Source organism: Type-E symbiont of Plautia stali, assembly GCF_059731115.1.
Window position 1 is genome coordinate 872,110 of sequence record NZ_AP035907.1, and the last position, 14,532, is coordinate 886,641.

At 54.9% G+C, this 14,532-nt stretch carries 14 protein-coding genes; 6 read left to right on the forward strand and 8 right to left on the reverse strand.

What is annotated here, in order from left to right; translation table 11 throughout:
• Nucleotides 1-2 precede the first annotated feature (2 nt).
• The gene (locus AC6I8L_RS24115) at nucleotides 3-1,316 is read left to right on the forward strand and encodes a c-type cytochrome (protein ID WP_058961998.1); all 1,314 of its coding nucleotides are present in this window, start codon (nucleotides 3-5) and stop codon (nucleotides 1,314-1,316) included.
• A 252-nt stretch (nucleotides 1,317-1,568) separates the two neighbouring features.
• Here the strand turns inward: AC6I8L_RS24115 and AC6I8L_RS24120 are convergent, their stop codons facing one another.
• Nucleotides 1,569-2,033 carry a heme-degrading domain-containing protein gene (locus AC6I8L_RS24120; RefSeq protein WP_034830236.1) on the reverse strand — a complete coding sequence of 155 codons (465 nt, stop codon included), beginning with the start codon at nucleotides 2,031-2,033 and terminating at the stop codon, nucleotides 1,569-1,571.
• A 93-nt stretch (nucleotides 2,034-2,126) separates the two neighbouring features.
• A complete protein-coding gene (locus AC6I8L_RS24125) occupies nucleotides 2,127-3,140 on the reverse strand; it encodes a LacI family DNA-binding transcriptional regulator (protein WP_072226611.1) in 1,014 nt (337 codons plus the stop codon).
• Nucleotides 3,141-3,340: 200 nt separating this feature from the next.
• Here AC6I8L_RS24125 and AC6I8L_RS24130 point away from each other — a divergent pair, with 200 nt between their 5' ends.
• A complete protein-coding gene (locus tag AC6I8L_RS24130) occupies nucleotides 3,341-4,537 on the forward strand; it encodes an L-talarate/galactarate dehydratase (protein ID WP_153012340.1) in 1,197 nt (398 codons plus the stop codon).
• Here the strand turns inward: AC6I8L_RS24130 and clcA are convergent.
• Nucleotides 4,534-5,937, reverse strand: a complete 1,404-nt coding sequence (clcA, locus tag AC6I8L_RS24135) for a H(+)/Cl(-) exchange transporter ClcA (protein WP_058961995.1) — start codon at nucleotides 5,935-5,937, stop codon at nucleotides 4,534-4,536. The two genes, AC6I8L_RS24130 and clcA, sit on opposite strands and share 4 nt — an antisense overlap.
• A gap of 100 nt (nucleotides 5,938-6,037) precedes the next feature.
• Nucleotides 6,038-6,385 (reverse strand): cupin domain-containing protein, encoded by a 348-nt coding sequence (locus AC6I8L_RS24140; protein WP_058961994.1) that lies wholly within the window; start codon nucleotides 6,383-6,385, stop codon nucleotides 6,038-6,040.
• Nucleotides 6,386-6,649: 264 nt separating this feature from the next.
• On the opposite strand from AC6I8L_RS24140, the gene glsB reads away from it, so the two are divergent.
• Complete coding sequence (glsB, locus tag AC6I8L_RS24145; protein ID WP_058962017.1) at nucleotides 6,650-7,576, forward strand: glutaminase B; 927 nt, start codon at nucleotides 6,650-6,652, stop codon at nucleotides 7,574-7,576.
• Between the two features lie 4 nt (nucleotides 7,577-7,580).
• Here the strand turns inward: glsB and AC6I8L_RS24150 are convergent, their stop codons facing one another.
• Complete coding sequence (locus AC6I8L_RS24150) at nucleotides 7,581-8,522, reverse strand: D-2-hydroxyacid dehydrogenase (RefSeq protein WP_058961993.1); 942 nt, start codon at nucleotides 8,520-8,522, stop codon at nucleotides 7,581-7,583.
• 186 nt (nucleotides 8,523-8,708) lie between these two features.
• Between AC6I8L_RS24150 and AC6I8L_RS24155 the strand changes: the two genes are divergently transcribed.
• Nucleotides 8,709-9,125 carry a DUF2946 domain-containing protein gene (locus tag AC6I8L_RS24155; protein WP_082678152.1) on the forward strand — a complete coding sequence of 139 codons (417 nt, stop codon included), beginning with the start codon at nucleotides 8,709-8,711 and terminating at the stop codon, nucleotides 9,123-9,125.
• Nucleotides 9,126-9,187: 62 nt separating this feature from the next.
• On the forward strand, nucleotides 9,188-10,945 hold the full coding sequence (locus AC6I8L_RS24160) for a DUF2534 family protein (RefSeq protein ID WP_058961991.1): 1,758 nt from the start codon (nucleotides 9,188-9,190) through the stop codon (nucleotides 10,943-10,945).
• A gap of 43 nt (nucleotides 10,946-10,988) precedes the next feature.
• Here the strand turns inward: AC6I8L_RS24160 and ahr (AC6I8L_RS24165) are convergent, their stop codons facing one another.
• The 3 genes from ahr (AC6I8L_RS24165) to AC6I8L_RS24175 form a co-directional block, all read right to left on the reverse strand.
• Complete coding sequence (ahr, locus tag AC6I8L_RS24165; RefSeq protein WP_058961990.1) at nucleotides 10,989-12,005, reverse strand: NADPH-dependent aldehyde reductase Ahr; 1,017 nt, start codon at nucleotides 12,003-12,005, stop codon at nucleotides 10,989-10,991.
• 256 nt (nucleotides 12,006-12,261) lie between these two features.
• Nucleotides 12,262-13,278: an NADPH-dependent aldehyde reductase Ahr gene (gene ahr, locus AC6I8L_RS24170; RefSeq protein ID WP_034830227.1), complete on the reverse strand. Its 1,017-nt coding sequence runs from the start codon at nucleotides 13,276-13,278 to the stop codon at nucleotides 12,262-12,264.
• 109 nt (nucleotides 13,279-13,387) lie between these two features.
• Nucleotides 13,388-13,657 (reverse strand): hypothetical protein, encoded by a 270-nt coding sequence (locus AC6I8L_RS24175; RefSeq protein ID WP_045813827.1) that lies wholly within the window; start codon nucleotides 13,655-13,657, stop codon nucleotides 13,388-13,390.
• A gap of 288 nt (nucleotides 13,658-13,945) precedes the next feature.
• Here AC6I8L_RS24175 and AC6I8L_RS24180 point away from each other — a divergent pair, with 288 nt between their 5' ends.
• Complete coding sequence (locus AC6I8L_RS24180) at nucleotides 13,946-14,506, forward strand: hypothetical protein (protein ID WP_058961989.1); 561 nt, start codon at nucleotides 13,946-13,948, stop codon at nucleotides 14,504-14,506.
• Nucleotides 14,507-14,532 lie beyond the last annotated feature (26 nt).

Here is a 14,532-nt window from a genome sequence, read left to right on the forward strand (position 1 = left end):
TCATGGCGAAGGCAAAGAAAATTACCTATACCCTCGCGGCGTTGGCCGTGGTCGCCGTCATTGGCGTGACCGGCAGAATGTGGGTGGTGATGGACAGCTCACGTTCAAATGTGGCTAATGATAAGGTCAGGTTAGCCGATTTCCACAGCAGTGATGCAGATGCCATTAAACGTGGCGAATATGTGATGCGCCTGGCGGATTGCGCGGCGTGCCACAAGGCGGATTTTTCCGGCGGCTACAAGATCGTCACCCCATTTGGTGCACTGCAAACCTCCAACATTTCACCCGATCGTGAAACCGGCATCGGCAACATGACAGAGCACGATTTCTTTAATGCGGTCCGTCAGGGACGCGGCGAACACGGCTTCCTTTATCCTGCGATGCCTTACACCGCTTATACGCAGATGAGCGATGCCGACATGCACGATCTCTGGGCCTATTTCTCTGTGCAGAAGCCAGTGAAAAATGCCATCGACGAAAACGCAGGCATGAACTTCCCGTATAACATTCGTCTGGCGATGGCGGGTTGGAACCTGTTGTTCTTCGATAACAGTGCGTTCAAGCCTCAGAGTGCGCAGAATGATGCCTGGAACCGTGGTAAGTACATCGTTGACGGCCCCGCGCACTGTAGTGTGTGCCACACCGCACGTAATGCGTTAGGAGGAGAGATCAGCAGCCAGTATCTGCAAGGTGGCAACTTAGGGACATGGTATGCACCTGATATCTCGCCGAATCCTCATGCTGGCATCGGAAAATGGAGCGATGAGCAGATCGCGGAATACCTGAAAACCGGCTCCAACGGGGAGAGTGTTGCGGCCGGTCCGATGGCAGAAGCGGTTGAGCACTCAACGCAATATTTCAATGATCAGGACCTGAAAGCCATTGCCACCTATTTGCGCAGCCTGCCCGCTTCTGCAACGGCTAAGCCAACTGCATTTGTGATGGATAAGACGAAACACGATCAGGCGGCACTGCGCTATGAGGTGGACTGCTCAGCCTGCCATGGCTTGTCGGGAGAGGGTATCACGGGTATGGTGCCGGCTTTTGCGGGTAACACCGCGATGCAGAATGATCCCACCAACATGATCCATGCGCTGTTGGATGGGGCGCGAGCGCCGCACACCAAAGGACGCCCAACGTCTGCCGGTATGCCTGCCTTCTCATGGAAATTGAACGATCAAGAGATGGCAGATGTGCTCAACTACGTGCGCAATTCATGGGGCAACGAGGCTGCCGAGGTGAAAGCCAGCGATGTTGCCACGCTGCGCAAAGCCACGGATGCGGGAGATAAGCTGAAAGTACCGGCAGCGAAATAACGGCTTCTCGTCAGTCATCAACGCGCCGCTAATCCTTTCTGTGCAAAGAATAGCGGCGCAATCTCTGAAGTAAATTCCGAAAATTGGACACCATGCCAACGAGTAGGGGGTTCAACAATGAGCAGTCGTAAGCATTCACCGGAATTTAAAAAACAGGCCGCTCTGTATCACTCCCCTCATCCAACAACCATTAACATTTTCGCTAAACCGGCTTTCCAGTTTTGTGCTCGATGACGTCTCATTGCGCCGGAATTAGCGCAGCAGTTGGTTGATTCCCCACAGCGCTAAAGCATGATCGTCTTCAGAAGGTAAGCCACTGATGCTGACTGCACCAATGATCGCGCCCTGCGGGCTGAGCAGCGGGAAGGAGCCACCGTGATCGGTGTAATCTTCCTGACGAATGTTGCGCTGCTGCGCCATACGTTCGCCCTTCTGCTCATTAGCGAACCCTACATACATCGAAGAGTGGCCGGTCAACAGCACCGTGTTGCGTTTACGACGCATCCACTCCAGATTTTCGGGCGCGGAACCGGGTAACGCCGCCAGAAACAGCACCTGCCCAAAAGCATAAACTTCGATAGCAATTGGCGCATTCATTTCGCGGCCACGCTGTTGAATGCCTTGACCAATTTGCCAGGCCAAATCGAAATCAAACTGCGGTAAACGGTGCTCAGCTTCCTGCTGTAGCAGGGTTTCTAATGAAGGCAGTGCTGACATTGATAGGATCCTCTCAAAATGAAATTTATTTTCCACTTTTTATAACATGGAAGATATTTTTCGCATGTGATGAAGATCGCAGTTCAGTTGGGGTCAACCTGAATCACGCGACACCATGGTAAATCCCATATCAATTATCGGATTATCCACCGTCTGATGTTGCAGGCGCTTTAACAATTGCTCTGCAGCAAGCTCGCCCATGCGGTGTCGGTCAATGCGGACCGTCGAAATCGCTGGATAATTTGCCGCTGCGAAATCCAGGTCGCCAAAACCAATCACCGCCAGCTGCTGCGGAATGCTTAAACCACGCGCCTGCGCCGCCATCAATGCGCCCTGCGCCAGCGTGTCTGAACTGCACACCAGCACATCGACATCTGGATGTTGCTCCAGCAATTGTGAACTGGCTTCGCGACCGCGTGCCATTAGCGCCGGGAGTTGAACGGGCACATCAGCCAGTGGTTCTATATCCAATGACGTTAACGCATCCAGCAAGCCCTGTTTACGCTGCAATGCGCGGCGGTCATCTGTCCATATCAGACCCGGCTTTTGATAACCGCGCTCGGCAAGGTAAGCGGCAACGCGCGCGCCGATCTTCTCATGAGAAAAACCCACCAGCATATCGATGGGGGTGGGCGTCATATCCCAGATTTCGACCACCGGGACATTGGCTTGTAACAACACTTTTTTCAGCTGCACGCTGTGATGAATACCGGTGAGCACGATGCCATCCGGGCGGCGAGACAACAGCGTGGCTACGGTTTCCGCTTCGGTTTCCGCTTCATAACCGGTGACGCACAGCAACATGTGATAGCCCTGCGCACTCAGGCTGTCATTCAGGCTCTGAATGGTGTCCACGAACATGTTGTTATTGATTTGCGGCACCACAACGGCAATCAGACGACTGCGATTGCTCGCCAGACTGCCCGCTTGCGCGTTGGGAATGTAGCCGGTGGCGCTGATTGCCGCTTTGACTTTGGCGACAGTCGCCGCTCGAACCAGATGCGGGGAATTGAGCGCACGACTCACCGTCATCGGCGATATTCCCGCGACGCGGGCGACATCTTCCAGCGTGGGTGCAGCGTTGCGCTCGGGGTTGCGTAGTTTCATGACGGCTCAGAGTAGAAGCAGATAGCGCTAGCATAGCAGGCCGCAACATCAAATCCAGCGCAAAACGTCATAAATGTTAGGGCTATCATTTAAGTTCACTGATTGTCCAATTTGTGATCTCTCATGCATTATTGATCTGTGATGTTGGCGCATAGTCAGCTCCGAGCCAAAAATGTTAGCGCAATCATTTTAAGGGAAACATCATGTCGAGTGTGAATTCCAGTGCCGTAAGCTATGCCAAAACAACCGGAGCCGGGAACGCTGCTGAGAGCGGTGATCGCATCGCTTGGGTGAATTTATCGTTGGCGTTTTTGCCGTTGGCGACGCCGGTGAGCGATGCCAAAGTGCTGACCGGACGCCAGAAACCGCTGACAGAAGTGGCGATCATCGTGGCGGAGATCGAAACGCGTGACGGTTTCCAGGGCATTGGTTTTAGCTATTCCAAACGCGCGGGCGGCCAGGGCATTTACGCCCATGCTTGTGAAATTGCCGATGCGCTGATTGGTGAAGATCCCAATGACATCGACAAGATTTACACCAAACTGCTGTGGGCAGGCGCGTCGGTGGGCCGCAGCGGCATGGCGGTGCAGGCGATTTCACCGTTTGATATTGCGCTGTGGGATATGAAAGCGCGGCGCGCCCAATTACCCCTGGCGAAGCTGCTCGGCGCGCATCGTGATTCCGTGCAGTGCTACAACACTTCGGGCGGATTCCTGCATACGCCGCTTGATCAGGTGATCAAGAATGTGGCGATCTCGCGTGAAAATGGCATTGGCGGCATCAAACTCAAAGTCGGCCAACCTAACACTGCTGAAGACTTGCGTCGCCTCACCGCGGTGCGTCAGACGCTGGGCGATGATTTCCCGTTAATGGTGGACGCGAACCAGCAGTGGGATCGCGAAACAGCGATTCGCATGGGACGTAAGATGGAGCAGTTCAATCTGGTGTGGATTGAAGAACCGCTGGATGCCTACGACGTAGAAGGTCACGCCGCACTGACTGCCGCGCTGGACACGCCGATTGCCACCGGTGAGATGCTCACCAGTTTCCGTGAACATGAGCAGCTCATTCTTGGCAACGCCAGCGACTTTGTGCAGCCGGATGCGCCGCGCGTCGGCGGTATTACGCCATTCCTGCAGATAATGGATTTAGCGGCGCGCCACGGACGTAAACTGGCACCACATTTCGCGATGGAGATTCACATTCATCTCGCCGCCGCCTATCCCATCGAACCCTGGCTGGAGCATTTTGAATGGCTCAACCCGTTGTTCAATGAGCAGTTAGAACTGCGTGACGGCCGCATGTTGATCTCCGATCGTCACGGCCTCGGCTTCAGTCTTAGCGAACAGGCGCGCCGCTGGACCACGCTGACACACAGCGTGGGTAAACGTCCTTAGTGTGTCTTTGCACTGGCGTGACCGCTGAGCTGAGCCTTAGCCAGCGTGCGCGCCAGAATCGAAGAGTACAGCGGTTTGCCGCCAAAGAACTGTGCAGCAAGGGTTGCACCCAGGCAGGTGATGATCATCGGCAGAATCAACTGGTAGTTGTTGGTCATTTCCAACACCAGCACGATGCCGGTTAAAGGCGCGCGCACCGAAGCGGCAAACAGTGCGCCCATGCCAGCCACGGCAAAGGTCGCGGCCTCCAGTTGATAACCGGGGAACCAGTGAATACACAGTTGACCGAAACAGGTACCCAGCAAGGTGCCCAGGGTGAGCATCGGCGCAAAAATCCCGCCCGGCGCGCCTGAAGAGAAGCAGCAAATTGTCACTAACGTCCGCAGGGCGAACAGGCCGAACAAGGCCAGCGCGCTGTAACTTCCCGCAGAGAAATCGGGAATCAGTGTAATTCCGCCGCTCACCGCAGCAGGCAGAAACAGGCCAAGCACACCACACAATCCCGCCAGCAGGCTGCCCCACATTACCCAGGCGGCAATGCGGCCTTGATGTAATCGTTGAAACTGATCCTGCGCGAGAAATATCAGGCGGTTAAACGCCACACCGCAGCCGCCAAACAGGATGCCGAGCAACAAATAGAGCCAAAGCGTGTTGGTAGGCGCATCGCGCAACTGGCCGATGTTGATGATGGCTTCATTCCCGTTACACAAACGAAATACGATGCTGGAAACGATCACGCCGACAAACACCGCTTTGATTGAAATCAGGCTGTAGCGAAACTGCGGACGCATCTCTTCGATAATAAACAGGATGCCTGCCAGCGGCGCATTGAAAGCCGCCGATAACCCCGCCGCTGCGCCAGTGGCGATCAAGGTATGCCGGGATTCAGACGACTTAACGCGGAACAGATCCAGACACATGCCGCCAATATTGCCGCCGATCTGCACGGTTGGGCCTTCGCGCCCCAACACCATACCTGAGCCCAGCGCTCCCATACCGCCAAGAAACTTCACCGGCAGCACGCGCCACCAGCGCACCGGACGCAGTTCTTCCAGTGCCCCTTCGATTTCGGGAATGCCTGAACCACCCGCTTCTGGCGCGAATCGCCGCACCAGATAATAACCAATGGCCCCCAATACAGCGGAAACCAGAAAAGCACACAGGACCTTAAAAAGGGGATGAGTGGCAGCGTTTTCCAGCCAGTTCAGGCGCGAATGCAGGATGAAATTCACCGCGCGGTCAAAGGCAACACCGACCAAACCGGTAAGCACACCGACCAGTGCTGCGAGCAGCAATAAAGCCACGGGTGTTTTATCGCGGCGCAGCAGCTTTTGCAGCAGCATAAAACGTCCGGCGCGCATGGCGTTCTCAGGCTGACTGGCATTTTGCGAAACAGACATGCAGATCCTCAATAACATCAGCGCCGCCATTCCAGCGACGAAAAGGCGTCAGCATAGCTAACTCAGGCGATCGCGTAACGCAATCATTGGCAACAGAATTTTACGGTTGGCTGGGCAGTTCACCATAATGTACCGCCAGCCACACCGTAGGGCCCTGGCTATCGGTCCAGCAAACGCGATGGCGGCAGCCTGCAGGAATATCGATAAAATCGCCAGGTAACAGTGTGCGCGCTTCGCTTTCGCCTTCCAACTGCAATCCAGCCGAGCCCTGTAAAATCATCACCCATTCACCTTGCGTCTGGCTGTACCAAAAATCGGGCGGACTGGCTTGCCCGGTTGAAACGATACGTTCAATCAGGAGATTGGGTTGTGATAGCAGTGCTTCGAAGGTTTCAGCGCTGCCGGTTTGAGCCGCTGACGGAAAATCACGCAACAGATTGGTCAACATAATGTGAGCCCGATGTTTTTGCTGGATTTATGCACTGTAACGCAGGCTTCACCCGGAAGGCTCACAGAATTTTACGTCGCCCGTTGACGAATTAGGGGCAAATCACCATGATCCTGGCCGTGAAGATCATGCGGTCTCTACTACCGCACTTCGATTGCCATTCTCTTGATTGCGCAGCTGATAGCGGCTTCATGACTGCAGATACGCGCTATGAAACAATCCGCAAACGTATTTGAAACGGAAAAACAAGAAAATTGGAGCCATCTGGTGTCAGAACTCACGAATGGATTGCTGGAAGAAATTGTCGCTGAAGTCCGTCCTTTAACGCGACAGGGCAAGGTGGCGGACTACATTCCCGCATTGGCCGGTGTCGATGCCGATCAGCTCGGCATCGCCATTGTCACACCCGATGGTCAGCGCTTTCAGGCTGGCGATGCTTCCACGCGTTTTTCCATTCAGTCGATCTCCAAAGTGCTATCACTCACGGTCGCGTTGACGCTGTATGATGATGCCGAGATCTGGCAGCGTGTGGGTAAGGAACCCTCCGGTCAGGCGTTTAACTCGCTGGTGCAGTTGGAGCTGGAACAGGGCAAACCCCGCAATCCCTTCATTAACGCTGGTGCGCTGGTGATGTGTGACTTGCTGGAGAGTCGTTTAACTGCCCCGCGCCAGCGCATGCTGGAGATTGTGCGCCGCCTGGCTCAGCAAAGCGACATCAACTATGACCGTGTGGTTGCGCGCTCTGAATACGAGCATTCGGCTCGCAATGCCGCGATTGCCTGGCTGATGAAATCATTTGGCAATTTCCACAATGATGTCAGCAAAGTGATGGAAACCTATTTCCACTACTGCTCACTCTCCATGAGCTGTGAAGAGCTGGCGCGCACCTTTCTCTATCTCGCTAACCAGGGACGCAGTCAGCATGATGAGTGGGCCGTGATCTCACCGCGTCAGGCACGCCAGGTCAATGCGCTGATGATGACCAGCGGCATGTATGACGGTGCTGGCGAGTTCGCCTGGCGTGTGGGAATGCCCGCGAAGTCGGGCGTAGGTGGCGGCATTGTCGCGGTCATCCCCGGTGAGATGTGTATCGCGGTATGGTCGCCGGCGCTGGATCACTCCGGTAACTCTCTGGCGGGCACCGCGCTGCTGGAGAAACTCACCGAGCGACTGGGCCGCTCGATTTTTTAAGCGCTTAGCTCACCACATGCGTTGGATTGCCCTGAGCAAATCCCTCGAGATTAGCTTCAATACCCCGCAACAGATTGTTCACTCCCTGCTGGCTGGCCCAGGCGATGTGTGGTGTCAGCAGCAGGTTAGGAATTTCCGGTTGCAACAGCGGATGATCGGCTGCCGGTGGTTCACTGCTGAGCACATCCAGCGCTGCACCGGCAATCACACCCTGACGCAGCGCGTGGGCCAGTTCCGTTTCATTGATCAGTCCACCGCGTGCAGTGTTGATTAGCCAGGCTGACGGCTTCATCTGCGCCAGCGCCTGCAAATCGATTAACTGCTGAGTTTGCGGCGTCAGCGGGCAATGCAAGCTCAACACATCACTACGCGCCAGCACCTCTTCAAACGGAACATAACCAGCGCGCGGCGCTGAACTGCCTTTGCGGTCCGCGTAGAGTACCGTCATGCCGAGCGCTTCTGCCATCGCACCCACCGCGCTGCCGATGTCGCCTTTGCCGACAATCCCTAAGGTCGCACCGTAAATGTCCTGAATCGGCTGGCGATGCACACAAAAATGCGACGATGCAGGCCAGGCCGCGCGCGTGCTGTTGGCGTAATCCACCAGATGGCGGCGCAGGGCGAATAAGGCGGCAATCACGCCTTCGGAGACGCTTCGCGTGGAGTAGCCGGGCACATTACTGACCATAATGCCGCGTTCACGACATGCATCCAAATCGATACAGTCGTAACCCGTTGCCGCGACACAGATGTAGCGCAGATCCGGCAACTGTTTCAGTGTTTCCGCGCGCAGCGGCACTTTGTTGGTGATGGCAATCTGCGCGCCCTTTAAGGCAGAAATAATGTCGTGCTGTGCCGTTGTTCCACGAAAATCCCATTCCGTACACCACTCCGGGCGTGTCGGCGGTGTAGGCAGCGTATCACCATCCAGCATCACTATTTTCATCGCTTCTCCGTTTACATGTTTCCGCACTGTTCTGATCAGGTTGCATTTAGGTTAACAAATACAGCGCGTAAAGTGACTTTTTTCAAAAGGTGCGAATTTTTTCTAAATTAGCCTGAGTTTCTGTAACCCTTCTGCGGCAATGGCGTTACACTTCGGCCTCATTTGTTGAATCATTTCGTCGCCGCCATGACCTTTTCACATCAACTTCGCCAGCGCCTGACTGCCTGTATCGCCATCCTGGCGGTGCTGCTGCTGTTTGTCGCGCCGATCGTATCGAAGTCGTTGATGGAACGGCAAAGCCGCATGATGGATATGCCATCCCACGGCATGACGTCTGAAATGTCGATGCATCATCACGAAATGATGATGGATATGGCGATGCCGGGCATGGACCATCACATGATGGAAGACGGTGAATTCGCCTGCGGCTACTGTGACTTGCTGGTGCATGTGCCGTTGATGATGTGGGTGTTCATCCCGTTCATCTGGCTGATGATGGTGATTTCTCGCGCCCCACCGCTGCCGCCTCTGCAGGCTCCGGTGATCCGACGCTTTAGCCCAACACACCGTCCGCGTGCGCCGCCTGCTGTTCTCTCCTACTGATAACATCATTAACGACGCACCTTTTTGCGTCACGGCATTCTCTAACCGGAAGGAAGACGGCTTTGTCTGCTGCTCACTCTGCAGCACCGCGTGGTGCGGTGCTTAATCTACTTCGTCGCTTACATTTTTATATTGGCCTGTTTGTCGCGCCCTTTATTTTTGTCGCGGCACTCAGCGGCACGCTCTATGTGCTGACGCCACAACTGGAAAACGTCATCTACTCCGATGCGTTAACGGCACAACCCAATGGCCCTGCCCAGCCACTGTCTGCGCAAATCAGCGCGGCACGCGCCTACGCAGGTGAGAAACAGCACATTTACGCTGTGCGGCCTGCGCCAGGCGCAACGGATACCACTCGCGTACAGTTCAGCGATGCCTCACTGGGTGCTTCGCAGTCTCGCGCGGTGTTTATCGATCCTTATAGCCTGAAAGTTAAAGGCGACATGACGGTGTACGGCACCAGCGGTGTACTGCCGTTGCGTACCACGCTTGATCTGCTGCACAGCAGTCTGCTGTTGGGTGATTTTGGCCGCAACTACAGCGAGCTCGCGGCGTCCTGGTTGTGGGTGGCCGCACTGGGCGGCGTGGTGCTGTGGCTGGGCACGCGCCCGAAACGTAAGCTGAAAGCCGCGCGCAAGGGATTCGCCTTTAGCCGTCACTGGCATATCACGCTGGGTCTGACGCTGGTGCTGGGATTGGTATTCTTCTCCGCCACCGGTTTAACCTGGTCGCAGTGGGCGGGTAATAATATTGACCGCTGGCGTACGGAGTTGAACTGGCTGACACCACAGGTCAACACCTCACTTAGTGGCGATACGGCGCCCGCCGATCCTCATGCTGACCATCACAGCATGCCAGGCATGCCTGATATGGATATGCCGAATATGGACATGTCCAGTATGTCGATGTCATCAATGGCAAAACCGGTTGCGCAGCCCGCGAAGCCGATGCCCAACAACCAGCCGGACAGCGATTGGGATCGCGTACTCAGCGCCGCCCGTCAGGATGGATTGAGCGCCAGTAAGCTGGAGTTACGTCAGCCGAAAAGCGCGGACAAAGCATGGGCAGTAACCGAAATCGATCGAAGCTGGCCGACACGGGTTGATGCGGTTTCCGTGAATCCGCAAGACTTCACGATTGTTGATCACCTCTATTTCGCCCAGTTCCCACTGGTGGCAAAACTGACGCGCTGGGGCGTGGATGCGCATATGGGCGTGCTGTTTGGCTTGCCTAACCAACTGTTGCTGGCGTTCTTTGGACTCGGTTTATGCATGATGATCGTGCTGGGTTATCGCATGTGGTGGGCTCGTCGTCCGCAACAGGCGGAAGCCAGCCCGGCGAAAACGTTAACGGAGACCTGGCTCGCCATACCGCACTACAGTAAAGGCACCTGCCTGATGATAGCGTTAGCGCTGGGTTATGCGCTGCCGGTGATGGGCGTAAGCCTGCTGGCGTTTTTGCTGATCGACGTTTTGCGCTGGCGTAAACAGCAACGTGTTCCGATGACCGAAGCGGAGATTCTGGCTTCACAGCAGTCACCGCTTGGCATTATTCGCGCGCGCTTTACGGTGAAGCGCAAGGAGATGCGTAACTTCCTGCGCGGCGTGTGCATTCTGGCGGTGATTGTCGTTTCGGTGATGAGCAATGCGATTATTGGCGGAGTGATCGATCAATACGGTATCCCGTTTAGCCACTGGTCATTGACGATGTACATCACGCAGGGGTTGATGATTGCCTTATACAGCGCAGTGTTCACCGCACTGATGTCGATTCCGTTGTGGTATTTCTTCCTGGGCGAAAGCGATCCACAAGGTAAATAAGGGTTGGTGCGCAAGGATGCGCACCTCATCTCGTCTGCGAGATTTAAAAGTCCGCTTTGAGTACCACACGATAATGGGCTTTTCCCGCTCTCACATGTTCTAACGCGGCATTGACCTGCGACATCGGAAATTCCTCCACTTGCGGAGTGATATCCACGCGGGCGGCTAACTTGAGCAAGGTACGTAACTGAGCGGGAGAACCGGTTGAAGATCCGGTTAGCGCACGATCGCCAACAATCAAACTGAACGCCGGAACCTCAAACGGCTTCATCACCGCGCCCACCGTGTGGAACTTGCCTTGTCGCGCCAGTGCCTGGTAGTAGGGCTTCCAGTCTAAATCCACGGCAACGGTGCTGATGATCAGATCAAACTGACCAGTTAATGCATTCAGGGCTTCCGCATCGCGGCTGTTTACCACCCGATTGGCGCCCATCGCCAGAATGGAGTCGGTTTTACTGGCATTGGAGCTGAAGGCGGTGACTTCCGCGCCCATCGCACGCAGCAGCTTAATCGCCATATGCCCTAGCCCACCAATTCCAATCACGCCCACACGACTAGTGGCATTGATGTTGTGCATCAGCAGCGGTTTGAACACGGTGATGCCACCACACAGCAACGGACCTGCAGATGCCAGATCCAGCGTCTCGGGCAGCGGGATCACCCATTGCCAGTTGGCGCGCAGATGGCTGGCAAAACCCCCGTGGTTATTGATGGTGGAGACTTTGCCATTTTCGCAGTTCACCTGATCGCCTGCGATGCAGGCATCACAGTGATGGCAGCTTTTTGCCGTCCAGCCGATACCGACGCGTTGCCCGATGCTGAGCCCTTTGTTTTGCGCCGCCTCTCCCAGCGCCGCCACGCGACCAATCACTTCATGTCCGGCAATCAACGGATAACGTGAACCGCCCCACTCGTTATCGATCATCGACAAGTCGGAATGGCACACGCCGCAGTAATCGACTTCAACCTGTACGTCTTCCGCTGCCAGCGGGCCGGCATCATATTCATAAGGCACTAACGCCTCACCCGCTTGCAGAGCGGCATAGCTGGAAATCTTCATCGCTGTCCTCGGAGTTTTGCTCGATAGAGCATCAGAGTAGCAAAGTGATGAGCAATATAATGCTGAATAATCAGGTTATTAGTAAGGGGAATGCTGTTTGGAAGGACGATGCAGCTTAAGAATGGAGGGGCGATGAATCGGTGCGCACGATGCGCACCGCAAGACTCAATGTCGGCATGGCTGCACTGCAACGTAAAGTCGGACCCTCATCTGACATTGAAGTTGCAAGGGCATGGCTGCCGACCCTATCACCATGTTAGAAATCCGCTTTCAGCACTACGCGGTAATTCGCTTTACCGGCGCGGACATGATCCAGCGCGTCGTTGATTTTCGACATCGGGAACGCTTCTACCGTTGGCGCAACGTCAGCACGCGATGCCAGTTTCATTAACGAACGCAACTGGCCCGGAGAACCGGTGGATGATCCTGTCACGGCACGGTCACCCATGATCAGGCTGAAAGCCGGAACTTCAAAGGGCTTCATCACGGCACCCACGGTGTGGAATTTACCGTGCGGTGCCAGCGCCTGGAAGTACGGTTGCCAGTCCAAATCAACCGCAACGGTGCTGATGATCAGATCAAACTGGCCTGCCAGCGCGTTCAATGCTTGTGGATCACGGCTGTTCACCACGCGATCCGCACCCATCGCCAGGATAGATTCCGTTTTACTGGCGTTGGAGCTGAACGCAGTCACTTCCGCACCCATCGCACGCAACAGTTTGATAGCCATGTGGCCAAGGCCACCGATGCCGATCACGCCCACACGACTGGTGGCATTGATGTTGTGCATCAGCAGCGGTTTGAACACGGTGATACCGCCGCACAGCAGTGGGCCGGCAGTGGTAATATCCATTGACTCTGGCAGCGGGATTACCCATTGCCAGTCAGCACGCAGATGGCTGGCGAAGCCGCCTTTGTTCATGATGGTGGGCACTGAACCGTTTTCGCAGTTAACCTGCTCGCCGTTGATGCAGGCATTACAGTGCTGGCAACTTTTCGCTGTCCAGCCGATGCCCACGCGCTGACCAACTTTCAGCCCTTTATTCTGTGCGGCTTCACCTAACGCACTGATGCGGCCAATCACTTCATGGCCCGCGATCACCGGGAAGGCTGAGATGCCCCACTCGTTATCAATCATCGACAGGTCAGAGTGGCAAACGCCACAGTAATCGACCTCAACCTGTACCTCTTCAGCTGCCAGCGGACCGGCCTCATACTCAAAAGGCACCAGCGCTTCGCCTGCGTTCATCGCGGCATAACTTTTGATTTTCATTACTGTCCTCTGTTTCAGCGTTTTGACGCTCTAGTTTAGCAGAGCGTACGCCAGGATTATGACGATAAATCAAACGATTATCCGCGATTCGTCAGAAAAGCATTTAGGGTTAAAGCGGATCGTGATTCAGTGGGCTGCGAAAAGCATGCCTCGCTGCTTCAATCAGTTGGCTGGCGGTGATTGTCGGCGGTAAACGCATCAGCACCTTGCTCGCTTGCCAATAGCACAGCACCATCTCTTCATCAGTTTCGCTTTCGGCCATCTCACGTAGCCGTCTGCGCAGGCTGACCACATCCAACGTTTGCTGCTCATCCACCATCTCCGCAATGGTCTGATTGATCACCTGATGGATGATTTTCCAGGATATTTCGGCAAACACATTGAACCTCGTTGCGTATCTATCGGCTCCAGGCAAATGAATAAACCGTGCGGCGCTGACCGCACAAAAAGAGAACAAAGCTGGCATAACTATAGCCGTTTATTTTCTGAGCAAAGGCGGAAACAGCGGACATTCTTGTAGTTAACGGATCTATAAAATGATTTTTATTTTGCGTCATGCTGTCGACCGCCATTGTCCTTGTAACAAAAAAGCATAAACCTAAGCTGGCTGTCGTCGTCGGGCTTTGCCAAAGTAGTACAACGTTTAACCTCGCAACAGGGAATGAATATGAGTCAAACCACCGTGTTACACGCCGATCCATTGATCTGGGGCCACGGCCCCAAAGTGTTTGAAGTGTTTCTTGAACCCACCTGTCCGTTCTCAGTCCGTGCCTTTAATAAACTGGATGCGCTGCTGGCATTGGTGGGGGAAGATAAGATGACGCTAAAGATTCGGCTGCAATCCCAGCCGTGGCATATGTATTCCGGGCTGATCGTTCGTTACATCCTTGCCGCTTCCACTTTGCCAGAGGGCAAAGCCGCTGCAAAACGCGTGCTGCAGGCGGTCGCCGATCATCGTGAAGAGTTTGAGTTCACCGATCACAGTCATGGGCCGAACATGGACGCCACACCGCACCAAATTCTTGATCGTTTGCAACAATATAGCGGTATTGATGCCCATGCGCCGTTCCTGCGCGCCGAGCTGCAAAATGAAATCAAGTGGCACTGCAAGTATTCGCGCCAGAACGGTATTCACGTCTCACCCACCTTTATCACCAACGGTCTGGTGCAGTTGGATATGGGTAGCGGTGATGATATTGAATCCTGGGCTCAGCGCATTCTCGCCTGATGTAGTCAGCCCGCTCCGGCGGGCTA

Coding starts and splice junctions, on each gene's coding strand:
- AC6I8L_RS24115 (WP_058961998.1), top strand. CDS start 3: ATGGCGAAGGCAAAGAAAATTACCTATACCCTCGCGGCGTTGGCCGTG.
- AC6I8L_RS24120 (WP_034830236.1), bottom strand. CDS start 2,033: ATGTCAGCACTGCCTTCATTAGAAACCCTGCTACAGCAGGAAGCTGAG.
- AC6I8L_RS24125 (WP_072226611.1), bottom strand. CDS start 3,140: ATGAAACTACGCAACCCCGAGCGCAACGCTGCACCCACGCTGGAAGAT.
- clcA (WP_058961995.1), bottom strand. CDS start 5,937: ATGTCTGTTTCGCAAAATGCCAGTCAGCCTGAGAACGCCATGCGCGCC.
- AC6I8L_RS24140 (WP_058961994.1), bottom strand. CDS start 6,385: ATGTTGACCAATCTGTTGCGTGATTTTCCGTCAGCGGCTCAAACCGGC.
- AC6I8L_RS24150 (WP_058961993.1), bottom strand. CDS start 8,522: ATGAAAATAGTGATGCTGGATGGTGATACGCTGCCTACACCGCCGACA.
- AC6I8L_RS24155 (WP_082678152.1), top strand. CDS start 8,709: ATGACCTTTTCACATCAACTTCGCCAGCGCCTGACTGCCTGTATCGCC.
- ahr (WP_058961990.1), bottom strand. CDS start 12,005: ATGAAGATTTCCAGCTATGCCGCTCTGCAAGCGGGTGAGGCGTTAGTG.
- ahr (WP_034830227.1), bottom strand. CDS start 13,278: ATGAAAATCAAAAGTTATGCCGCGATGAACGCAGGCGAAGCGCTGGTG.
- AC6I8L_RS24180 (WP_058961989.1), top strand. CDS start 13,946: ATGAGTCAAACCACCGTGTTACACGCCGATCCATTGATCTGGGGCCAC.